Origin of the sequence: Caballeronia cordobensis (genome assembly GCF_001544575.2) — a bacterium.
GTDB classification, from domain to species: domain Bacteria; phylum Pseudomonadota; class Gammaproteobacteria; order Burkholderiales; family Burkholderiaceae; genus Caballeronia; species Caballeronia cordobensis.
This window is the reverse complement of sequence record NZ_FCNY02000009.1, coordinates 63,219-84,526: the sequence shown is the minus strand read 5'-3', so window position 1 is coordinate 84,526 and position 21,308 is coordinate 63,219. Positions and strand designations below refer to the sequence as shown.

The following is a 21,308-nucleotide window of genomic DNA, read 5'->3' as shown; positions in this document are numbered from 1 at the left end:
TAATTGATTCAACGATAATCCGGATGCAGCAGCAATTCCGGCACGCCCGCGCGATCCACATACACGACGGCGTTCTGCCCGAACCCGGTCATGAGCGCGTCGGCGGTGCCGGGCGTCGCGCCGAGCACGAAAAGGCTCGTTTCGGCGCTCCAGATATTCATCGGATCGACGCCTTCGCCGGGCAGCGCGCGCAGTCCCATCTCTCCGACGCGTTCGATCAGGCTGCGCTGACGCGCCGCGTTGTCTTCGGGCGCGAGCACGTGGCCGAACGGATTGAAGGCCGTGACGAACACCGCGCTCTCCACGTCATGCTGGAGCAGCAAGGACACGACCGCCGCATTCGCCGCGCCGATCTTCATGTCGATGCGCGGCGTCGCGTCGATGCGATAGATCGCCGCGCGATACGCATCGAGCGTCGCTTCAGGCAGCGCGCGCTTGCGACCGAGGACGATCGGCTCGCCGTGCGGCGTGCTGCGCGCGGCTTCATCCCATTCGACGCGCCTGCGCGCGAGCAGGGTCGCGCTCACGCAGCCCTTCTCGGCGCTGAGACGCTCCAGCGCGCTCAGCCAGTGCGCGTAATACGTGTCGCCGTGGTCAGGATCGCCCGATGCCTGCGCATCGCTGATCGCGACGCTCAACGCATGCGCCCATTCCTTCCACGTGAAGATGCCGCGCTCGTGCAGCGCGAGCGTCATCGCGAAGGCCTGCGCTTCCCACGGCGCGCGAAACACAGGGCCGTCGCCGTCGAAAGGCAGTTCGGGCAGCGCGGCGCGCAGGTCGTGCAGCTTCGATTCGTCGCAGGTCATTCGAGATACGGCTCCCAGCAATCGACGCACACCGACGACGCCGTCGTGTCCGCGCCCCACAGTTCCTTCGCATCGAAACGCACGGTGTAGAGCCAGTGCGGATGCTCGCCGTGGCCAAGCGCGTTTTCATCGGGAAACACATGTGTGCCACGCACCGCGACGATGCGTCCCGCCTTGCCGCGGCAATAGCGCGGCAGACGCGTGTGCGTCGGCGGGTTGATGAGCTTCGTGCGGACTGCGTCGCCGACCGCAAAGCGCGCGGGCGCGCTCGCCGGACGATCGACCGGCGCGCCGCGCAAGAGCGCCGCGCTCACGTCCGCCGCCTTCATCACGCGCACGTTCGGCTTCGCGGCGGATTGCGCGTGACCGCTCGCGATTTCATCGGCATTCGCGAGGCCTTTCGCGATGAGCAGCTTCTGCAAGCCCGCGAACCATATTTCGTAATAGCTGCTGCCGAGATACTGCGCGGGCGGCAGGCTTTCGCGCGCCGCGCGCGACGTGTCGATGTTCCACTGCCCGGTCGCGCCCATTGCGAGCGTGACGGCCAGCACGCGCCGCTCCCACTCCGCGTGAAACGGCGATGCGCCCGGCGCGTCGCACGCATCGATCTCGATAGGACCGAACGCCTGCATGCCGCCCATGTCGTGTGCCGCGTTCATGCCGATGCTCCCGTTGCCTGCGACGGCGCGAGCGCGAGGCCCGTGCCGATCATCGAATCGCGCGTGACCAGATTCGCGAGCGCGTCTTCGTCGAGATGATCGGCGCCCGCGGGCCGCATCGGTACGACGAGATAGCGCACTTCGGCGGTCGAATCCCACACGCGCAGCTCGACGCGCTCCGGCAGCGCGACGCCGAAATCCTTCAGCACGCCGCGCGGGTCGATCACCGCGCGCGACCGATAAGGCGCGGATTTATACCAGACCGGCGGCAGCCCGAGCACCGACCACGGATAGCACGAGCACAGCGTGCAGACCACCATGTTGTGCACGTCCTCCGTGTTTTCCAGCGCGACCATGTGCTCGCCCTGCCGTCCGGTGAAGCCGAGCGATGCGATGGCGGCGGTAGCGTCGTCGAAAAGCCATGCGCGATACGACGGATCGCTCCACGCCTTCGCGACCACGCGCGCGCCGTTGCGCGGCCCGACCTTGTGCTCGTAGGTTTCGATGAAGACATCGAGCGCCTGCGGATCGACATACCCCTTCTCGACCAGCAGCGATTCGAGCGCGCGCACGCGCAGATCCATCTCCGGCAGCGCGCTGCCTTCGTGTTCGTGTTCGTGATGATGCGGATGATCGTGGCTCATGAGCGGGCTCGCGAGTGGCACAGACGTCACACGTTACCGGAGCGCGCGCGCGCGTGCAAACATCGGGCGCGGGGCGAGCGTACGACGCCTATATTGCGGCCTATACTGGGATCAGCGTCTCATGCGAGGAGGAAGCCATGACACGCAAGTACATCGACTGCCGCGAATGCCCGAGCGATGTGAAGTGCAGCATCGTTCTTTCCGCCGACACCGAAGACGAGCTGATGGAAGCGGCCGTGCAGCACGCGATGAGCGTGCATCAGCACACCGACTCGCCCGAGTTGCGCGCGCAACTGAAGACGATGTTCCACGACGGCGCGCCACCGGCCTGAATGCCGGCCGCAGCGCCTTCGCGCGTTCAGCCGAGTTCGAAAGTCGTTACGCCGAACACGTTCGCAAGCGGCACGTCCGGGGCCGCTCGCGTGTACATGCGCGCCGTTTCGAAGACGCTCTGCATGTCGTGTTCGACGGCCAGCGCGACCGCGGCGGGATTGCTCTCGGGCACGTCGAGGAACACGGCCTCGCCCTGCACGCCCGACACCAGCGCGCGATACAGCGCACGTGCCGTCGGCAGATCGTCGGCGAAAAGCGGTCCGATCTTGTGGCCCGTGCCGCAGCGGCGAATCACGGCGAAGCCGCGCACGCTGTCGCCGTCGATCGCGATGCACGCGCGCGCGTGCGCCTGCGGCTGCGCCAGCCACGCGCGCAGGAACGCGGCGCGCTCGCACGCGAACATGCGCGTGTCGTAGTCGAGCAACCGTTCGAACGGAACGCTTAGCGCGTCGGCGATCGTCACGCCATCGACGGGTTCGTCATCCGCCAACGCGACACCTTCATAGCGCACGTTGCGATACGCCAGCACGAAGCCGGATTTCCGATAGTTCGGCTGTTGCGCGAGCACCCCGTCGAGACCGATGTTGCGCGCGCCGAGATAAGTCATGCCCTCTTCCCACAGGCGCATGCCGAACCCCTTGCCGCGCCATGCCGGGCTGACGATATAAAGACCGATGAAGCCGAACGCATCGCCGTAGGCGACTGCCGAAATGCAGCCAATCGGCGCGCCGTCCCACGTGCCGACGAAAAAGCCGTGCGGATCGGCGGCGAAGAACGAGCGGGCGTCGTCGAGGCCTGGGTTCCAGCCTTCGCTGGCGGCCCAGTCGAGCGCGATATCGGCATCGCCGGGCGTCATGCGGCGCACGCCGAAGCGCAGATCGTCGGGGGTGGCGCGGTCGGGACAAGGAACGGACGACATGTCGGGCGCCTCGGTCGGAACGAAGGTGCGTTCAGTGTCGCGCGTTTTTGGTGCAGGGGAAAGATGCGGCGAGGGGCGGGAACAACGGAAACCTGCGGAAACAGCGGGAAAACCTCGGGGCGAACGCGGCCGCCCCGATCAGGAGTAGCCTTGCCGGCGCTCGCTGCGGCTGAAACTCTGACGCGAGCGCCAGTCTTCCGAGCGCAGCACGTGCTCGCCGTCCTCGCGCGCTTCTTCCTCCGAATCGAAGCCTTCGTCGCTATAGGCGACGACCTTCATTCCGCCGCCCGCCTCGCGTTCGACGGTAATGCCCCAATGCCACCCGCCTTCCTGCTGGAAGACGTGCAGCGTCGGCTTCGACGATGTGGTCAGTTCCATATGTGCGGCTCCTTCGAGCGGACGCCCGTAACGCTTACCGGCCCCCGTTCAATGAAACGCTCCTTGCTTACTGGCGTTTTGATTATTCGTGTCGATGCTTCCGGGCGGCCGAGCCGCCATCCAGAAACAGCATACGCAATGGGATGCTGCGTTGCAACACGAGGTTTCCCTAGGCGTGGCGTCGAAGGCACGCGGCTCACAAGAATTAACAATAAAAACGTGACTGTTACCTGCAATAACACGCGAGATGGCGGAAATGACGCCATTCGGTCAGGTTCGTGCCCGTTTCACTCGCCCTCCCAGTAATCGAGCGAATCGCTTGCCCGAAAGACGGCACGCAATCCCTTGATACCCGGTTCGTCGGCCACGAGCACGGCTTGGCGGCCAGTATCGGGATATTCGACCACTTCGGGCGTTTGCATCGTGCTGATCGCAAGGTAGCGCAGCGTCGCTTTGCCCGTGTTGATGATCTGATGCGCCGTTTCGGAATCGCCCGGCGGGCACGCGATGATATCGCCGGCGCGAATCGCGTGCGTCTCGCTGCCGATGCGCACCTCGCCCTCGCCTTCGACGACGAAGAACATCTCTTCGTTCACGCGATGGTGATGAAACGGAAATGCCCGCTTGCCCGGTTCCAGCACGATGAGGCTGTAGCCGAGCTTCTTCGCGCCGAGCATGCCGCCGATACGCGCGATGCGCGGCGCGAAGCGTTCGGCGGCCGGGCCTGTCGGAGCGAAGGCCGGCGGCAGCGGTTGCGGTTCCAGCGTGTCCAGATTGACGATCGGTGGCTTCATGGTCGGCTCACGTGAGGTTGGGGAGTCACGCGCGTGTCATACGTGTGTCACACGCGCGCGTAGTCGCTCGATCTTCGTCGAGCCAGGCTGCGATGGTCCGGCAGGTCCAGTCCGCATCGTCGTGCGGCAGATCGTGGCCCGCCCACGGATGCACCGCGTGCGACGCGCGCCACTGCCGCGCAATGCGAAGGGAACATGCCGGATCGACGAGCCTATCGGCCGCCGATGCAAGCAGCAGCACCGGACAGCGCGGCGCATCGCGACGCGCGTAAAAACGCGCGGCCGCCGCGAGTTGCCGCAAGGCGTTCTTCGCGCTCGCGCCACGCGCGCGCCGCAGCCGCGCCCAGTGCGCGATGTCCGCGTCGAACGCATCATTGCGATTGCATGTCAGGCGATGAATCAGCGCTTCGCATCGCTCGGGTTTCGACCAGTTCATCGCGATGCGAACGAGCGTAGGCCATGACGCAGGGCGCAGCCGTTCGTGCACGCGCGCAAACGGACGCATGCTCGTATTGAACAGCACGAGCCGCTCGATCTCGCCGGGATGCCGCTGCGCCCACGCGGTCGCGGCCATCGCGCCAAGCGACATGGCGATGACGCGGTACGGCGCGCGCACGTTCATCGCGGCGGCGCGTGCGCGCACGAAATCCGTCATCGCTTCGACGGACGACGGCGCTTCCTGCGCATGTTCCGCGCCGTTGCCCGGCAGATCGATGCACACCGCTCGCTCGCCCGCGCCGATGAGCCCGTGCGCGGACAGCGCCGTCTCGAACGCGCCCCAGTGCTCCGCTTCGCGCGTGAGTCCGCGCAAGAGAATCCACTGACTCATGACACGCCCGTGCGCTGCCAGTGTTCGCGCGCGCGGCGCATCACTTCGTCGCGGAAATCGCCGCTCGGCAGCCAGCGGCGCGAAGAGAACGCGGCGCGCGTGAGGAAATCGAAATAGTTCGGATGACGCCGCAACACGCGCCGCGTCCGATGCGCCTTGATCGGATTGAAAATGCCTAGCCGCGAGAACACTTGCATCGGGTTCTTGCGAATCCAGCGCCAGGAGCCGAGTTCGAGCGTCATCGGCAGAAAGATGTTGGGCGGGCGCGAGCGGTCGTACGCGAAGTCCCACAAGTCGCCGTGCAGCAGATATTGATGACTCTGCGGCTCGAACGCGTAACCGTGATGCGGATACGACTCCTCGAACATCGTCTTCAGCAGAAACATTTCGGGCAGATGCGCCATTTGCCGCTCGGTGCGCGCGTAGGGAAACCAGATGCTGTCATCCCAGCCGAAGCCCGAATGGCAGTCGAGCGCGAAGCTGAGCGGCCGCGACATCAATTGCTCTTCGACGAGCGACAGGAGCGCCGCGCTTTCGACCTCCATGCGGCCGTCCGCCGCGCCGCGATACCACGGCAGCCACGGCCCGATGCGCTGGCCGCCCGCGAGAAACGGCACGCGCCCTTCAGCGCTTTGCGGTGCGTTGCGCATCAGATCGACGCCGTTCGGATTCGCGCGCGTGCGGGCGAACATGCCGCCGGGATTGACGATCGGCATGAAGATGAGCCGGATCGCGCTCAATTGATGATGCAGCGTGTCGTCCCATTCGAGCCGGCGCAACAGCGCGCGCATGTATTCGAGCACGAGTTGCGTACCGATGCATTCGAGTCCATGAACGCCGCCGAAAAAACCGATGGCGGGCGCCTGCGGATCGTCCGAGCCGATCGATGCGCTCAGAAGCGGAAACGTATGCTGTTGCGCGCGCACTTCGCCGATCGTGCGCCACGCGAAACGCGCGCCGCCCGCGACGCGAATCGCGTTCAGTTCATCCATCTCCGGAAAACTGCTCGTGACGGCAACGCCCGACGTGCTCATGACTGCGCCTGTTTATCGTGTGTTTCTTTTTCGTGACTTATCTCAGGCTACTGGTTCTGCGCCGTGCCGGCATCCCGCCCGAAGCCACCGAGTATAGGACGGGGAATGCGGTATGCGGGGACATGTGCGAACGTGTTCTGCTCTTTCGCGTTCTGTCACCTAGAATGAGTATGACCGTGCTGCACGGTATGAGGTATTCGTCATGACATCCGCTTCCCGCATCGTTCTCGGCGCGCTGGCACTATGCTGCGCCGCTTCCGCATTCGCGCAACCGCAGGCGCAGACGAGCGACCCGAACGCGCCCAAGACGCGCGCGCAGGTCCGGCAGGAATTCCTGCTGTGGCGCTCGGTCGGCTACGATCCGAACGATTGGCTCAACTACCCCGACAACGCCATGCGCGCAAGCCGCATCATCGCGCAGCGGCAGGCGCAGGGAAATACCATCGTGCAATAAGGCGGCTCGCCGGCGAATTCGTCAGGCGAATTCGTCAGGCGGATTCGGCGCGCGGTTTCGGCCCGCGCAGAATGCGCCGCGCGATGCTCCAGCGATGCACTTCCGACGGACCGTCGTAGATCCGGAAGGCGCGCATGTCCGCGAAAATCCGCGCGACGACGGTTTCATGCGTGACGCCCTGTCCGCCCAGAACCTGCACCGAGCGGTCGACGACGCGCCATAGCGCCTCCGACGACACCACCTTCGCGACGCTCGACTCGTGCTTGCCGAGCACGCCCTGATCCAGCACCCACGCGCAATGCCAGATGGCGAGGCGCGTCACGTGCAGGTCCATTTCGTTATCCGCGAGCATGAAGCCGACGCCCTCGTGCTCGCCTAACGCCTTGCCGAACGCGTGACGCTGCCGCGCGTACGCCGTCGCGACATCGTGAGCGCGACGCGCCGCGCCGAGCCAGCGCATGCAGTGCGTGAGACGCGCGGGCGAAAGCCGCACCTGCGCGTAGCGAAAGCCTTCGCCCGGCTCGCCCAGCACGTTCTCTTTCAGCACGCGCAAGCCCTCGAAGCGCACGACGCCGTGACCGCCGGGAAAGCAGGTGTCGAGCGAATCCATCGCACGCTCGATCACGATGCCCGGGCTCGACATGTCCGCGAGGAACATGGTCGCGGGGCCATCCGCGAATTTCGCCATGATGATCGCGACCGCCGCGCCTTCCGCGCCGGTGATGAACCATTTGCGGCCGTCGATCACGTAGTCGTCGCCGTCTTGCGTGGCGGTGGTTTGCAGCATCGCGGGATCCGCGCCCGCGCCCGGCGGCGGCTCGGTCATGCAGAAACACGAGCGGATCGCGCCCGCCGCGAGCGGGCGCAGCCAGCGTTCCTTCAGTTCGGGTGTGGCGACCGCTTCGAGCAGATGCATGTTGCCTTCGTCCGGCGCGGCAATATTCAACGCGACGGGACCGAGCGGCGAATAACCCGCCTCCTCGAACAGAATGGCCTTCGCGACGTGATTCAGGCCGAGGCCGCCGAACTCCGGCGAGACATGGCTCGACAACAGCCCGGCCTTGCGGCCCTTCGCGATCAGCTCGGCGCGCAGCGCCTCGTTCGGCCCGTGCGGCGTGCAACGCGGATCGCGTTCGAGCGGAACGATTTCTTCCGCGATGAAAGCGCGCACGCGCGCCTGAAGATCGGTCAACTCCGCAGAGAGCGAAAAGTCCATCGGCAATCCTCCAAGGAAACGAACGGCAAGCTTAACCGTTTCTCGCCCGCGCTTACTCGTCGTATTCGGTGTACTTGCGCGCGTCGCCTTTCACCTTGTGCGCCGGATACTTCGACCGGTTCAGCGCCATCTTTTCGATGAGTGCGCGATGCAGATCGACATCCAGCGCATCGGCGAGCATCACGAGATAGGCGAGCACGTCCGCCATCTCGTGACGGATCGCGCGCAGTTTGGCTTCATCGAGCTCGGTTCTGTCGCCGGTGGCGAGCCACGTGAACGGTTCGAGCAGTTCGCTCGCCTCGACCGACAGCGCCGCCGCCAGATTCTTCGGCGAGTGGAAGCGGCTCCAGTCGCGTTCGCGAACGAACTCGCGCAGCATGTCGCGCATCTGGACCAGCTCGCTTGCGCCTTCTTGCGGGTTCTGTTGCTCCATTCGCTTCCTCTGATGTTTCGTTGCATGCCGCGCCCAGCTTAACGCGGCGGCCAGCGATACGCATCAACTACGCTTCGTCGTGTCCGAGTTGAACCTATTTTTATCCAGACACGCGAATTCAAGACAACATTCGCTTGCCTCGCCAAAAATCTTGCGCTCGATATCTACGACTCATAGAATCGCAGTTAATCGATGACGGCGGCGAGCCGTCCATCGAGCGAACCCAACATCGAATCCCAAGGAGCATCGAAATGTCCAAGCGCATTCTGGTAATCGGAGCCGGCTTTGCCGGCATGTGGAGCGCCCTTTCCGCCGCGCGTCTCATCGATCAGCACGGCAGGACGGATATCGAAGTCTTGCTGATCGCGCCGGAGCCGCATCTGCACGTGCGTCCGCGTCTCTATGAAGAAAACGCCGCGGGCATGAAGGCGCCGCTTCTGGACATCTTCGCCTCCACGGGCGTCGGGTTCGTGCAGGGCAAGGTCGAGCGCATCGACGTCGAGCGCAGTCAGGTCGAAGTGGTTGGCGGCAACGGCTCGCGTTCGACGATGAACTACGACCGTCTCGTTCTGGCAACGGGCAGCCGCCTCTTCCGTCCGCAGATTCCGGGGCTTGCGCAACACGCGTTCAGCGTCGATCAGGTCGACGAAGCCGCCGCGCTCGAAGCGCATATCAAGCGGCTCGCGGCGCAGCCGGACACGCCCGCGCGCAATACCGTCGTCGTTGCGGGCGGCGGATTCACGGGGATCGAAACGGCTGCGGAAATGCCGGCGCGGCTACGCGCGGCGCTTGGCGAGAACGCTGAGGCGCGCGTCATCATCATCGACCGCAATGCGGTGATCGGGAAGGAACTGGGTGCCGGTCCGCGCCCGGTTATCGTCGAAGCGCTGCAGTCGCTCGGCGTGCAATGGCGGCTCGGCACGGGCGTGGCGTCGGTGGATGCGAACGGCCTCACCACGTCGGACGGCGAGCGGATCGACGCGAGCACGGTGATCTGGACCGCGGGCGTGCGCGCGAGCACGCTGACCACGCAGATTCCCGCCGAACGCGACGCGCTGGGCCGCCTGCACGTGGATCGCAATCTGCGCGTGCTGGGTGTCGATACGGTCTACGCGACGGGCGATGTCGCCTACGCGGCCACCGACGACGAAGGCAACCACGCGATGATGTCCTGCCAGCACGCGATGAACCTCGGCCGCTCGGCGGGCCACAACGTCGCGGCGGATTTGCTCGGTGAAGCGCCGATCCCGTACAGCCAGCCGAAATACGTGACGTGTCTCGATCTCGGCCCGTGGGGCGCGGTCTATACGGAAGGCTGGGAACGCGAAGTGAAGATGTCAGGCGCGCAGGCGAAAGAACTGAAGACGCGCATCAACACGGAATGGATCTATCCGCCGAGCGCGGAGCGGGCCGAAGCGTTCGCGGCTGCGGACCCGCTGCGTATCGTCGTCGCGTAAAAGGGCGTCACGCTGGCGGATACAGCCCCAGCGTGCGCGCGTGCAGGCGCGCGAGGCCGAGCAGCGCGTCGGTGAACGGCGTGGGCACGCCGGTCATCGCGCCCAGTTCGCGCACCGACGCGACCAGCGCATCGAGCTCGACCACCTTGCCCGCCTGCACGTCCTGCAGCATCGACGTTTTCATGGCGCCCAGCTTGAGCGTCACGGCATGGCGGTCTTCCGGCTCCTGCTCGATGGGAATGCCGAAGCGCGCGCCGATTTCCTTCGCCTCCAGCATCACGCCGGTGACGAAGCCGCGCACGAGATCGTCGCCGAGAATGCGGTCGGTGGTGGCGCCGGTGATCGCGCTGATGGGGTTCATCGTCATGTTGCCCCACAGCTTGAACCAGACGTCGCGCTGGATTTGCCGCGAGAGGGTGACGTCGAAGCCCGCCATCGAGAAGAGCGTGACGAGCGATTCCGTGCGTGCATTCGGCGCGCCGGTTGCTTCGCCGAGAATCAGCCCCTTGCCCTGATGATGACGTATCACGCCCGGCGCCTCGACGAAGCAGCTCGCATGCACGACGCAGCCGATCGTCTGCGCGCTGGGGATCGCGGCGGCGATCGCGCCGTGCGGATCGACCGACGACAGGCGCTTGCCCGCGAACGGCTCGCCGAGCCCGTCGCAGAACCACCAGGGCACGCCGTTCATCGCGGTCAGCACGGTGGTGTCGCGCGAAAGCAAGGGCGCGACATGCGCCGCGACCGATTCCATCGCGGGCGCCTTCACCGCCACCACGACGAGATCCTGCACGCCGAGATCGGCGGGATTGGCGCTTGCCGCGACCTTCACGGTATGCGCCGCGTCTTTCTCGACGAGGCGCAATCCCTCTTGCCTCAACGCATCGAGTGTGGCGCCGCGGGCGACCACACTCACATCGCAGCCTGCCTGCGCGAGCTTCACGCCGATCCAGCCGCCGATCGCGCCCGCGCCATAGATGCCTACTTTCATCGTCCTATCCTCGCTCGTGGCAATCATCCGTTCGCCATTGTAAGAGCGGGATACGGCGCGCGCCGGCAAATCAGTGCGCGATGCCCGTGGCGAACTTCGCGACCGTCAGCAGCGTGAGCCCGAAAGTCGCGGCGAGTATCACCGCGACGACCGGCAACATCGGCAACTTCACCTGCGCGAAATCGGCGTTGTGCGACGCGCGCTTGCGCACGCCGAAAAAGCTCCACAGCACGATGCGCATCATCTTCAAGAGTTCCATGACCGGCTCCGGTTGTTCTTTCACGGGTTCATGATGAGCCGGCCCGCGCGCGAAAAACAGCAGCAGTTGCGGGGTTTTCGGCGGTAGCAGATTCGGGCGCGCGGCGCACTGCTGCCGTGAAATTCATCGCAACTGCTGCTTGTTCTGATGCCGCCTCGCGCCCTATCGTTGGCGCTTTCTCCGCCATCCGGCCGCATCCATGTACCGATACACCGAGTTCGACAAATCTTTCGTGAAGAGCCGCGCCGCGCAGTTCCGCGATCAGCTTGAGCGCTGGCAGGACGGCCGTCTGAGCGAAGACGCATTCCGCCCGCTGCGTTTGCAGAACGGCTGGTACGTGCAGCGCCACGCGCCGATGCTGCGGGTGGCCGTGCCGTATGGCGAACTGTCGAGCGCGCAGTTGCGCGTGCTCGGCCGCATCGCGCGCGAATACGACGATCCCGATCCGGAGGTCTATCGCGTGGCGAGCGAGGCTCAGGCCAAGCTCGGCACCGCGCGGTTGCCTTCGCATTGCGCGCATTTCACGACGCGCACCAACGTGCAATTCAACTGGATTCCGCTGAACAAATCCGCGGACGTGATGGACCTGCTCGCCAGCGTCGACATGCACGGCATTCAGACGAGCGGCAACTGCATCCGCAATATTTCCTGCGACGAGCGCGCGGGCGTCGCGCCCGACGAAGTCGCGGATCCGCGTCCGTTCGCCGAGATCATGCGGCAATGGACCACGCTGCATCCCGAGTTCGCGTTTCTGCCGCGCAAGTTCAAGATCGCGATAACAGGCGCGAGCGAGGACCGCGCGGCAACCGCCTGGCACGACGTCGGCCTGCAACTCGTGCGCGACGAGCGCGGCGAACTGGGCTTTCGCGTGAGCGCGGGCGGCGGCATGGGACGCACGCCCGTCATCGCCACGCCGATGCGCGAGTTCCTGCCGTGCCCGCACATCATGAATTACATCGAGGCGATCGTGCGCGTCTACAACCGTTACGGCCGCCCGCGTTGAACGCGTCGCATGCAAGCATCGATGAGGCGCAAGCCGATCGGCCCGCGCTCTTTACGCGCTGGCTGCAACGCAACGTCGCGCATGGCCTTCATCAGTATCTTGATGCGCGCCTTGTACTTGTTGTCGCGCCGACGCAAAACGTCGTGCTGCCGTGGGTTGCGCGCAAGCGAGCTTTTCGCGCTCTGGCAGGCGGGCGCGCGAAGCGGGCTTCGCGAGCGCGAATGTGCAGCTTCTCACCGACATGATCGCGTGCCCCGGCGGCGACTTCTGCGCGCTCGCGAATGCGCGTTCGCTGCCGATCGCGCAAGCCGTCACCGAGCGCTATCAGGATCTCGACGAACTCGACGACATCGGCGAAATCGATCTGCATATCAGCGGCTGCATCAACTCGTGCGGGCATCATCACAGCGGGCATATCGGCGTGCTCGGCGTCGACAAGGACGGACGCGAGTGGTATCAGATCACGCTCGGCGGATCGGACGGCAGCGCGGCAAGCGGCGCGCCGCAACCGGGCAAGGTGATCGGGCCGTCGTTCAGCGCGGCCGAAGTGCCCGATGCGATCGAAGCGATCCTGACGACGTATCGCGACACGCGCGAGCATCAGGAGCGTTTCATCGACACGGTGCGGCGAGTGGGACTGGAGCCGTTCAAGACATCGGCGAATGCGGCGCGCGCGAACGAGGAGGTATCGGCATGAACGGCGTTCAACGCATGCGCATTCTCACGCAAGAGGACCACGGCTCGGACAGGAACGAACGCGTTGCGAGCCTCTCCAACGACGACGATCCGCTCACGCTGAAAGACCGGCTGGCTGAGCTCGATCGCATTGAATTGCACTTCCCGCATTTCACCGATGGCCGTGCGTACAGCCAGGCTTATCTGCTGCGCCGGCGCCTTGGTTTCAGGGGTGATTTGCGCGCAACGGGCGACGTGTTGATCGATCAGCTCGTGCAGATGGAGCGCACGGGGTTTTCGAGCGCGGTGCTCAAGGAAGGGCTGGATGCTGCGGATGCCGAACGACAGTTCGCGCGATTTGCGGGCTATTACCAGGGCGATCTCGCATCGCACTGAAGAAGCCGAGCGGGCGCGCATTCGAACGGATATGCGCGCCCTTCGGCGGCTTTCAAGAGCCGCCCGAAAAAAATAAAAAGCGCTTGAAACATAGTGCTCCGATATTGAAACGATAGCCTTCGCTCCTACCTTGGATGCAGAGGCAGCCACCACCGCGCTGTCGTTTTGATTCCCCGCTGCCGGCCGCGCCGGACCGCACTATCGGAGACTGACCATGAGTGACTTTTATTTTGGCGGCGACGTTTTCTCGGAGCTGGACCGCATGCAACGGCAGGTGTCCTCGCTCTTCGGCAATCTTCCTTCGAGCATTCGTTCGAGCCGCGCGGATGCCTTCCCTCGCCTGAACATCGGCAGCACGGACGACGCGATTCATATCGTCGCGTTCGCGCCGGGCGTCGAACCTGCTTCGCTCGATGTCACCGTCGATAAAGGCACGCTGACCATCAGCGGCGAGCGCCGCGCGCAAGCTGCCGCCGAAGGCGCGCGCACGTATGCGAAAGAACGCTTCACGGGGAGCTTTCGCCGCGTGATCGAACTGCCGCAAAACGCCGACGCCGACAAGGTCGAAGCGCGTTATGAAAACGGCACGCTGTCCATCACCATCGGCAAGCGCGAAGCATCGAAGCCGCGCGCGATCACCATTCAGTAAGAGGGAGCCCATCATGACCGAGAACACGCAAATCGCCCCGCAAAATACGAACGAAGTCGCGCGCAATAGCGAAGACACGCCGCGCCGCGCAACGGTGACGCCCGCCGTCGATATCGTCGAGGACAGCCACGGCATCACGCTCTGGGCCGATCTGCCCGGCGTGCCGCGCGAGAAGCTCGACGTGAAAGTGCACGACGCGCGCCTCACCATCGAAGCCGAAGCGGAACTGCCGGTGCAAGGCGCCGTGCGCGTGCATCACGCCGAACTGCGCGCGCCGCGTTTCGCTCGCGCCTTCACGGTCAGCGACGACTTCGACACATCGAAGATCGACGCCAACCTCACGAACGGCGTACTGAAGCTCACCATTCCGCGTCGCGAGGAAGCGCGTCCGCGCCGCGTCGAAGTGCGTGCGGGATAACTTCTTCAATAGCATTTCGTTTTAAAGCGGCTGCGATTCAAGCGAATCGCAGCCGCTTTTTTATTGCCCCGGAAACGCGCCTCTATAATCGGCGTCGGCGGCGCATGCCGCCTACCTTCATAACTCATCGAAAAAGGGACTATCGTGAAGAGGCTGTTGATGGTGTTGTTGGGCTCGCTGCTGACCGTATCGATCGGCGCGCATGCGAAGGAATGGTCGACGATCCGCTTCGGCGTCGATGCGAGCTATCCGCCTTTCGAATCGAAAGCGCCCGACGGCACGCTGGTCGGCTTCGACATCGATGTCGGCAATGAACTGTGCCGCCGCCTCAACGCGAAATGCGTGTGGGTCGAGAATGCATTCGACGGCATGATTCCGGGCCTCAAATCGCGCAAGTTCGACGCCGTGCTCTCCACGATGTCCATGACGCCCGCGCGCGTCAAGCAGATCGCCTTCTCCAGCAAGCTCTTTCACGTACCCACGCGCCTCGTGACGAAGCGCGATTCGGCCATCCAGCCGACGGCGGAATCGCTCGCGGGCAAGACCGTGGGCGTCGAGCAGGGCTCGATGCAGGAAACCTATGCGAAGGCGCACTGGGGCGCCAAGGGCGTGAAGGTCGTGTCGTACGCGGATCAGGATCAGGTCTATGCGGACTTGCTCGCGGGCCGTCTCGACGCCTCGCTGCAAAACGCCGTGCAGGCCGAACGCGGCTTTCTCGAAACGCCGCGCGGCAAGCCCTACGGTTTCGCGGGCGGCGCGCTGGAAGACAGCGCGATCTTCGGACCCGGCACCGCGATCGGCCTGCGCAAGGAAGATACCGATCTGAAAGAGAAGCTCGACGGCGCCATTGCCGCGATGATCAAGGACGGCACGTACAAGCGCATCGAGCAGAAGTACTTTGACTTCGATATCTACGGCGAGTAAAGAAGAGTAAGCGAGCCGGCTCGCGGGCCGGCTCGCACTAGCGCCTTCACGAAAAGGAGACCGGGATGGCGACGCTCAAGCAGATACAAGCCAGGCTGAAGAAACTCCAGGCGCAGGCGGAACGGCTGATCGCGCAACGCGCGCAAGCCGTGCTCGACGATATCCGCGCGCTGATGGAGCGGCACGGCCTCACGACCGACGATATCGCCCGTCACGGCAAAAAGACGAAGCCCGCCAAGAAGCCGCGCGTCGCGTATCCCGCGCCGGCGGGCCGCCATGAAACGATGACCAAGCTCGCCAAAAAGGGCAAGCTGCCCGCGAAGTATCGCAATCCGGAGACGGGCGAAACATGGAGCGGCTGGGCGCGGCCGCCGGCGTGGATCGCGAACGTGAAGGACCGCAGCAAGTTTCTGATCGACGCGCAAGCCGTCGAAAGCGCGGAGAAGCCGAAGACGGCAGCGAAGAAAGCCACACGGACCCGCGCAAGCGCGGCGAAAAAATCCGCCACGGCGCCCGCCGCCAAAAAGACCAGCGCGGCTAAAACGGCGAAGCCCGCGGCAAAGCCAGCACCGAAGCCAGCGGCAAAGCGCGCCGCGCCACGCAAACGCGCCGCGCAAGCCGCGGCGCCCGAAGAAGCCAACGCACCTGCGCCGCAGCAACCCGCACCGGACACACCGGCGACGCCCATACCGCCGGCGAACGACGGCCCATCCGCATGATGCGCGGCGCACCGCTTTATCCCATTGTTTGAGATCGACGAAAACTCAATTGGCTTTTCGCTCGATTAAAAACTGGCGAATGCCTTCTACACTGCGTTCACAAGTCGGGGGCGTGTCGAATCGAACGACGCGCTTTCCGATTGCCGTTCCTCATATTTCCATTGGAGCACTCTGTGAACAAGCGACTCGTAGTGAGCTTTGCCATTGCATTGAGTTCGGTATTTGCCGGTTCCGCGTTCGCAAGCGGTTATGGTCCCGCGCCGCATTATCGTCCGGATGTCGGCGCGCCGGCTTCGCAGCATGGCGTCAGCGCACAAACCTTCGCCGCGGAAGAATCCGCGCAAGGACGCAGCGATTTCGGCAATACGGAACGCACGGCGCAAAATCAGCGCGGACAGGTTTCGGCTTCCACGTCTTCACAAGTCGCGCAATAAATAATGGCGTGACCGTTTTTAAATCGCTTTAATCGTTTTTTCCAGAAATGCCCAGAGCGCATCGTCCGCGGAATAAGGGACGTTGAATCGAAACGATGCGCTCTCGGCATCGCCGGGCCTGAAATAGGAACCCGGCGCGAGCCAGATGCCGTGTTGCAAGGCGCGCGTCGCGACAGCGCTGCCTTCGGCGGGATCGATCGGCAGCGCGCCCCACACGAACAATCCCGCGCGCGGTCTTCGGAACAGCGCGATGCCCAGCGCATCCATGCGGTCTTCGACGAGCGCATGCGCGTCCTTCAGCTTCTCCACGACAAACTCGACGTGCCGCGCGTAGCGCCCTTCCGTCAGCACTTTCTCGACGATGCGCTCGGTCGCCTCCGACGACGTCAGTCCCACGGCCATTTTCGTGCGCGCCAGTTCGCGCAGCACGTCCCGCTCCGCGACGACATAACCGCAGCGCAGCGCGGGCGTGATCGTCTTCGCAAAGCCGCCGACGTACAGCACGCGGCTCAGGCCTTCCATCGCCGCGAGCAGGGGCGCGCCGGGCGGCGCGAGCTCGCGGTTCACATCGTCCTCGACGACCCACAGGCCGTGCCGCTCCGCGATCTGCATCAGACGAAACGCCGACGCCATGCCGAAGGTCGCGCCGGTCGGGTTCTGCAAGGTCGTGTTGAGAAAAACCGCTTTCGGCCGATGCTCGATCACGATGCGCTCGAACACGTCCGTATCGATGCCCGCGACGGTGCGCGGCACGCCGTGCACGTCGAGCCCGGCAAGCCGCAGGATCTGCAGCAGATTGCAGTAGCCCGGATCTTCGACGACAACCGCGTCGCCCGCGCGCAGCAAGGTGCGCACGATGAGATCGAGCGCCTGCGTCGCGCCCGCGGTCAGCAGCACGTTGGACGCGGCATCGACGGGCAGGCCGTGACGATCCAGTTGCTCCGCGATCCGCTCGCGCAGCGGCGCGAAGCCATACGGATGCCCGTAATCGGCGATGCGCGCCGCCGGCACGCGGCTCACCGCGCGCAGCGCGTGTTGCAGGCCGCTTTCGTTGACCCATTCGTTAGGCAGCCAGCCGCAGCCGGACTTGATCGGCACGGAATGATCGGCGAAGACGTCCGACAGGAGCCAGGTCGCGGTGAGGCTCGGCGGCTGCCACTCGACGGCCCGCACGCGCTCGCTCTGCGCGCGCACGGCCACGCGATAACCCGAGCCGCGCCGCGCGGTGACGAGGCCCATCGAGACGAGCCGGCCATACGCTTCCGTCACCGTGAAGGTGCTCAGGTCCTGCGTTTCGGCGAGCCGCCGCACCGACGGCAGCAGCGCGCCCGCGCGCAAGGTCTGCTCCTCGATCGCCGTGGCGAACGCGCGCACCAGTTGTTCGACGAGCGTCGGCGCCTGACGCGAGCCGCGCTCCAGCTTGAGTTCGATCATGAATTCGAGGATAGCCCGGCTCGGGCGCATCGGCCAATACAGTTTGCGACATTTTGCCAGCACAGTTGGCAGCGCAGTCAAGCAACTGTCTATGCCGCGCAATTTTGCCGAGGAATACAGTGCAGTGACCGAACTTTCCAAGGAGGAGACCCGTCATGAATGCCCGCCCCGTCATCGACGACCTGTCGTCGTTCTGGATGCCCTTCACCGCCAATCGGCAGTTCAAGGCCGCGCCGCGCCTGCTCGAAAGCGCGAAAGGCATGTATTACCGCTCGACCGATGGCCGCGAAGTGCTCGACGGCACGGCGGGCCTCTGGTGCGTGAACGCGGGCCATTGCCGCGAGGAAATCGTCGACGCGGTGCAAAAGACGCTCTCGACGCTCGACTTCGCGCCGACCTTCCAGATGGGCCATCCGCTCGCCTTCGAAGCGGCGACCAAAGTGGCCGGGCTCATGCCGCAAGGCCTCGATCGCATCTTCTTCACGAACTCGGGCTCGGAATCCGTCGATACTGCGCTGAAGATTGCGCTCGCTTATCACCGCGCGCGCGGCGAAGGCCAGCGCACGCGCCTGATCGGCCGCGAGCGCGGGTATCACGGCGTCGGCTTCGGCGGCATTTCGGTCGGCGGCATCGCGCCGAACCGCAAGACGTTTTCGGGCGCGCTGCTGCCGTCGGTCGATCATCTGCCGCATACGCACGATCTCGGGCACAACGCGTTCACCAAGGGCCAGCCCGCATGGGGCGAGCATCTCGCCGACGAACTGGAGCGCATCGTCGCGCTGCACGATGCATCGACGATCGCGGCCGTGATCGTGGAGCCGCTCGCGGGCTCGACCGGCGTGCTGGTGCCGCCGAAGGGCTACTTGCAGAAGCTGCGCGACATCTGCACGAAGCACGGCATTCTCCTGATCTTCGACGAAGTCATCACCGGTTTCGGCCGTCTCGGCAAGGCCACCGCGAGCGAGTATTTCGGTGTGACGCCCGATATGATCACGATGGCCAAGGCGATCAACAACGCAACCATTCCGATGGGCGCGGTCGCCGCGCATCGCAACGTGCACGACACGGTGGTGAATGCGGGCGCGGCCAACGCCATCGAACTGTTCCACGGCTATACGTACTCGGCGCATCCGGTCGCGACCGCGGCGGCGATCGCGACGCTCGATCTCTATACGCGCGACAAGCTGTTCGAGCGCGCGGCATCGAAGGCCGAGAAGTTCGAGAGCGCCGCGCACGCGCTGCGCGACGCGCCTTATGTGAAGGACATTCGCAATCTCGGGCTCGTGGCGGGCATCGAGCTGGAACCGCGCGAAGGCGCGCCCGGCGCGCGCGCGTACGAAGTGTTCGTCAAGTGCTTCGAAGCGGGCGTGCTCGTGCGCTATACCGGCGATATCCTCGCGTTCTCGCCGCCGCTCATCATCGAAGACGATCAGATCGATCAGATCTTCGGCACGGTGAGAAAGGCGCTGGAAAGCGTGAAATAAAGCGCGTTCAGTCCGGTTCCTTTCGATGAGGAACCGGGCTTTTCAGCGCTCCATGACGAGCAAGGTCGAGGTCGCCGACGCGAACAACCAGCCGCTCGCATCCTTGAGCGACGCTTGCGCGAACGCGGCGCGGCGGCCGATCGAGAGCACGCGCCCTTCGGCGCGCAGCATGCCCGAATCGCGCGTGATCGCCTTGTGATACGCCACTTTCAGTTCGAGCGTCGTATAGGCCTGCGTCGCGGTCAGGCACGAATGCACCGCGCATCCGCAGGCGGAATCGAGCAGCGTCGCGGCATAGCCGCCGTGCACGGTGCCGATGGGGTTGTACGCGTGATCGCCCGGCACGCCCGCGAACACCGCCCTGCCCGCCTCGACTTCGACGAATTCCAGATCCAGCGACACCATGATGCCCGGCCTGCGCTTGCACGCGATCAGCTTGCGCAGTTGCGAGAGGCCGTCGAGGCCCGCGCCCGTTTCTTCGACCATGCTCATTTCGTCGTCTCCGTTTTTGCGTTCGCGGTCTCGATGACGCCGTCATCGCCGGTCACGCTCCATCCGCCGCCCAGCGAGCGATACAGCGCTACCGCCGCGAGCGCGTGTTCACGCTTCGATTGATTCAGCGCATCGGCGTCGCGCAGATACGATTGCTGCGCGTCGAGCACATCGAGGAAGCTGGCCGCGCCGCCCTTGTACAACTGCGACGAGAGCGTGAGCGACTGGCCCGACGCGGCGAGCGCATCGGTCAGGCGCGCGGTCGACTCGGTCGTGCTGACGAGATCGCTGCGCGTGTCTTCCACGTCCTTCAGCGCTTCGAGCATGGTCTGATGCAGGCGCAATTCCGACTCGCGCATCCGGCTCTCGTTCTGCTCGATCTCCGCGGTGATGCGCCCCGCGTTGAAGATCGGGCTGGTCGCGTTGAGCGCCGCCGAAAAGAGATTGTCGGTCAGGGTCGGCAAGCCGAGATACGACGAGGCGAGCAGGCCATCGGAAAGCCGCAGCGAAAACTTCGGATAACGCTCCGCCCGCGCGACGCCCACTTCCGCCGCGCGCTGCTGCACGGTCGCATACGCGACGAGCACGTCCGGGCGGCGCAGCAACGCATCGGACGGGAGCATGTTGGGCGCGCCATTCGCGGGCACGGGAATGACGGGCGCGGGCCCCGCGTTCGCGAGCATCAGCCGGTCGACGGACTCGGGCGTGCGGCCCGAATACACCGCGATCAGGCTCAGTTGATGCTGAATCGTCGCCTGCGTGCGCGGAATGCGCGAGAGCAGATCGCTCAACTGATTCTGCGCACGCGCGACATCGAGTTGCGTCGACAGGCCGTATTGCAGACGGCGCTGCGTGAGCTTCAGCGCGCGCTCGCGAATCTCGCGGTTGTCTTGCAGGATTTTCAGTTCCGCCTGCGCCCAGCGCAGATCGATATACGCGCCCGCCGTATTCGCCGCGAGCGCGAGCCTGATCTGATCCGCCGCATGTTCGCGGCCAACAAGCTGCGCCTGCGACGCCAGCAGTTCCAGACGCTCGCCGCCGAAGACATCGGGCGTCCAGCTGAGATTGAGGCCGATGCCGGCCTGCTTCACATAGCCAAGCGGCGGCGGCGTGTTCTGGCGCGTGTACGATCCGCCCGCGCCCAGATCGAGTTGCGGCAGCAGCGCGGCGCGGCGTTGCGTCGTCAGCGCCTGTGCCTGCTTCACGCGTTCGACCGCGGCCTGCACGTCGAGGTTGTCGTTCAGCACCGACGCGACCAGTTCATGCATCGCCGGGTCGTTGAACTGGTTCCACCACGCGGTGGGATCGGCGTCCTGTTTCGGCACATCGACGCTCCAGCCGGCGGGCGCGGTCGCGTTCACTTTCGCGGGCAGATCGGCGTGCGTGGCGGGCTGCACCGCGCATGCGGCGAGCGTCAGACACGCGAGTATTTCGGCAAGCAGTTTCTTCATGATCGAAGCATCCAGATAAGACC

25 protein-coding genes and 1 pseudogene are annotated in these 21,308 nt (G+C 65.0%); 11 read left to right on the top strand and 15 right to left on the bottom strand.

Annotated elements, in window-relative coordinates; translation table 11 throughout:
* Window positions 1-8: 8 nt before the first annotated feature.
* Genes AWB70_RS18625 through nthA form a run of 3 tightly spaced genes read right to left on the bottom strand, consistent with a single transcriptional unit; the run spans window position 9 to window position 2,109 of the window.
* Complete coding sequence (locus AWB70_RS18625; RefSeq protein WP_053569587.1) at window positions 9-806, bottom strand: nitrile hydratase accessory protein; 798 nt, start codon at window positions 804-806, stop codon at window positions 9-11.
* Window positions 803-1,465 carry a nitrile hydratase subunit beta gene (gene nthB / locus AWB70_RS18620; protein WP_053569588.1) on the bottom strand — a complete coding sequence of 221 codons (663 nt, stop codon included), beginning with the start codon at window positions 1,463-1,465 and terminating at the stop codon, window positions 803-805. The genes AWB70_RS18625 and nthB overlap by 4 nt, the downstream gene beginning before the upstream one ends.
* On the bottom strand, window positions 1,462-2,109 hold the full coding sequence (nthA, locus tag AWB70_RS18615; RefSeq protein ID WP_053569589.1) for a nitrile hydratase subunit alpha: 648 nt from the start codon (window positions 2,107-2,109) through the stop codon (window positions 1,462-1,464). The genes nthB and nthA overlap by 4 nt, the downstream gene beginning before the upstream one ends.
* Before the next feature lie 137 nt (window positions 2,110-2,246).
* On the opposite strand from nthA, the gene AWB70_RS18610 reads away from it, so the two are divergent.
* Window positions 2,247-2,441: a DUF1059 domain-containing protein gene (locus AWB70_RS18610; RefSeq protein WP_014251105.1), complete on the top strand. Its 195-nt coding sequence runs from the start codon at window positions 2,247-2,249 to the stop codon at window positions 2,439-2,441.
* A 26-nt stretch (window positions 2,442-2,467) separates the two neighbouring features.
* On the opposite strand, the gene AWB70_RS18605 is transcribed toward AWB70_RS18610, so the two are convergent.
* The 5 genes from AWB70_RS18605 to AWB70_RS18585 form a co-directional block, all read right to left on the bottom strand.
* Complete coding sequence (locus AWB70_RS18605) at window positions 2,468-3,361, bottom strand: GNAT family N-acetyltransferase (RefSeq protein WP_053569590.1); 894 nt, start codon at window positions 3,359-3,361, stop codon at window positions 2,468-2,470.
* A gap of 138 nt (window positions 3,362-3,499) precedes the next feature.
* On the bottom strand, window positions 3,500-3,739 hold the full coding sequence (locus AWB70_RS18600) for a DUF3622 domain-containing protein (RefSeq protein ID WP_014251107.1): 240 nt from the start codon (window positions 3,737-3,739) through the stop codon (window positions 3,500-3,502).
* A gap of 287 nt (window positions 3,740-4,026) precedes the next feature.
* Window positions 4,027-4,533 carry a cupin domain-containing protein gene (locus AWB70_RS18595; RefSeq protein WP_053569591.1) on the bottom strand — a complete coding sequence of 169 codons (507 nt, stop codon included), beginning with the start codon at window positions 4,531-4,533 and terminating at the stop codon, window positions 4,027-4,029.
* A 25-nt stretch (window positions 4,534-4,558) separates the two neighbouring features.
* On the bottom strand, window positions 4,559-5,362 hold the full coding sequence (locus AWB70_RS18590; protein ID WP_053569592.1) for an alpha/beta fold hydrolase: 804 nt from the start codon (window positions 5,360-5,362) through the stop codon (window positions 4,559-4,561).
* The gene (locus AWB70_RS18585) at window positions 5,359-6,396 is read right to left on the bottom strand and encodes a M14 family zinc carboxypeptidase (RefSeq protein WP_045454712.1); all 1,038 of its coding nucleotides are present in this window, start codon (window positions 6,394-6,396) and stop codon (window positions 5,359-5,361) included. Before AWB70_RS18585 ends, AWB70_RS18590 begins: the two co-directional genes overlap by 4 nt.
* Window positions 6,397-6,598: 202 nt before the next feature.
* On the opposite strand from AWB70_RS18585, the gene AWB70_RS18580 reads away from it, so the two are divergent.
* A complete protein-coding gene (locus AWB70_RS18580) occupies window positions 6,599-6,850 on the top strand; it encodes a DUF4148 domain-containing protein (RefSeq protein WP_053569593.1) in 252 nt (83 codons plus the stop codon).
* 34 nt (window positions 6,851-6,884) lie between these two features.
* Here AWB70_RS18580 and AWB70_RS18575 read toward each other — a convergent pair whose 3' ends face one another.
* Together AWB70_RS18575 and AWB70_RS18570 are read right to left on the bottom strand one after the other, a co-directional pair.
* On the bottom strand, window positions 6,885-8,066 hold the full coding sequence (locus tag AWB70_RS18575) for an acyl-CoA dehydrogenase family protein (RefSeq protein WP_053569594.1): 1,182 nt from the start codon (window positions 8,064-8,066) through the stop codon (window positions 6,885-6,887).
* 52 nt (window positions 8,067-8,118) lie between these two features.
* Window positions 8,119-8,499 (bottom strand): nucleotide pyrophosphohydrolase, encoded by a 381-nt coding sequence (locus AWB70_RS18570; RefSeq protein ID WP_053569595.1) that lies wholly within the window; start codon window positions 8,497-8,499, stop codon window positions 8,119-8,121.
* A 251-nt stretch (window positions 8,500-8,750) separates the two neighbouring features.
* Between AWB70_RS18570 and AWB70_RS18565 the strand changes: the two genes are divergently transcribed.
* Window positions 8,751-9,956 (top strand): NAD(P)/FAD-dependent oxidoreductase, encoded by a 1,206-nt coding sequence (locus AWB70_RS18565; protein WP_053569596.1) that lies wholly within the window; start codon window positions 8,751-8,753, stop codon window positions 9,954-9,956.
* 7 nt (window positions 9,957-9,963) lie between these two features.
* Here AWB70_RS18565 and AWB70_RS18560 read toward each other — a convergent pair whose 3' ends face one another.
* Entirely contained in the window at window positions 9,964-10,947 is a 984-nt protein-coding gene (locus tag AWB70_RS18560) for a 2-dehydropantoate 2-reductase (RefSeq protein WP_053569597.1), read from the bottom strand.
* A gap of 70 nt (window positions 10,948-11,017) precedes the next feature.
* On the bottom strand, window positions 11,018-11,206 hold the full coding sequence (locus AWB70_RS18555; protein ID WP_014251116.1) for a DUF2970 domain-containing protein: 189 nt from the start codon (window positions 11,204-11,206) through the stop codon (window positions 11,018-11,020).
* 199 nt (window positions 11,207-11,405) lie between these two features.
* Between AWB70_RS18555 and AWB70_RS39725 the strand changes: the two are divergent.
* From AWB70_RS39725 to AWB70_RS18520, 7 genes and pseudogenes are all read left to right on the top strand, one after another.
* Window positions 11,406-12,906, top strand: a pseudogene (locus AWB70_RS39725) (nitrite/sulfite reductase).
* Complete coding sequence (locus AWB70_RS18545; protein ID WP_053569599.1) at window positions 12,903-13,280, top strand: DUF934 domain-containing protein; 378 nt, start codon at window positions 12,903-12,905, stop codon at window positions 13,278-13,280. Before AWB70_RS39725 ends, AWB70_RS18545 begins: the two are co-directional and overlap by 4 nt.
* A gap of 214 nt (window positions 13,281-13,494) precedes the next feature.
* A complete protein-coding gene (locus AWB70_RS18540) occupies window positions 13,495-13,929 on the top strand; it encodes an Hsp20/alpha crystallin family protein (RefSeq protein WP_053569600.1) in 435 nt (144 codons plus the stop codon).
* A 13-nt stretch (window positions 13,930-13,942) separates the two neighbouring features.
* The gene (locus AWB70_RS18535; RefSeq protein WP_014251120.1) at window positions 13,943-14,347 is read left to right on the top strand and encodes an Hsp20/alpha crystallin family protein; all 405 of its coding nucleotides are present in this window, start codon (window positions 13,943-13,945) and stop codon (window positions 14,345-14,347) included.
* Between the two features lie 144 nt (window positions 14,348-14,491).
* Complete coding sequence (locus tag AWB70_RS18530) at window positions 14,492-15,271, top strand: ABC transporter substrate-binding protein (RefSeq protein ID WP_014251121.1); 780 nt, start codon at window positions 14,492-14,494, stop codon at window positions 15,269-15,271.
* Between the two features lie 65 nt (window positions 15,272-15,336).
* The gene (locus AWB70_RS18525) at window positions 15,337-15,990 is read left to right on the top strand and encodes an H-NS histone family protein (protein WP_053569601.1); all 654 of its coding nucleotides are present in this window, start codon (window positions 15,337-15,339) and stop codon (window positions 15,988-15,990) included.
* A 173-nt stretch (window positions 15,991-16,163) separates the two neighbouring features.
* Complete coding sequence (locus AWB70_RS18520; RefSeq protein WP_014251123.1) at window positions 16,164-16,424, top strand: hypothetical protein; 261 nt, start codon at window positions 16,164-16,166, stop codon at window positions 16,422-16,424.
* Window positions 16,425-16,442: 18 nt separating this feature from the next.
* Here AWB70_RS18520 and AWB70_RS18515 read toward each other — a convergent pair whose 3' ends face one another.
* Complete coding sequence (locus tag AWB70_RS18515; RefSeq protein WP_053569865.1) at window positions 16,443-17,858, bottom strand: aminotransferase-like domain-containing protein; 1,416 nt, start codon at window positions 17,856-17,858, stop codon at window positions 16,443-16,445.
* A 155-nt stretch (window positions 17,859-18,013) separates the two neighbouring features.
* On the opposite strand from AWB70_RS18515, the gene aptA reads away from it, so the two are divergent.
* Window positions 18,014-19,342 (top strand): omega-aminotransferase AptA, encoded by a 1,329-nt coding sequence (gene aptA / locus AWB70_RS18510; protein ID WP_053569602.1) that lies wholly within the window; start codon window positions 18,014-18,016, stop codon window positions 19,340-19,342.
* A 42-nt stretch (window positions 19,343-19,384) separates the two neighbouring features.
* Here aptA and AWB70_RS18505 read toward each other — a convergent pair whose 3' ends face one another.
* Both AWB70_RS18505 and AWB70_RS18500 read right to left on the bottom strand, forming a co-directional pair.
* The gene (locus AWB70_RS18505; RefSeq protein ID WP_053569603.1) at window positions 19,385-19,834 is read right to left on the bottom strand and encodes a PaaI family thioesterase; all 450 of its coding nucleotides are present in this window, start codon (window positions 19,832-19,834) and stop codon (window positions 19,385-19,387) included.
* Entirely contained in the window at window positions 19,831-21,285 is a 1,455-nt protein-coding gene (locus AWB70_RS18500; RefSeq protein WP_014251127.1) for an efflux transporter outer membrane subunit, read from the bottom strand. The genes AWB70_RS18505 and AWB70_RS18500 overlap by 4 nt, the downstream gene beginning before the upstream one ends.
* Between the last annotated feature and the right edge of the window lie 23 nt (window positions 21,286-21,308).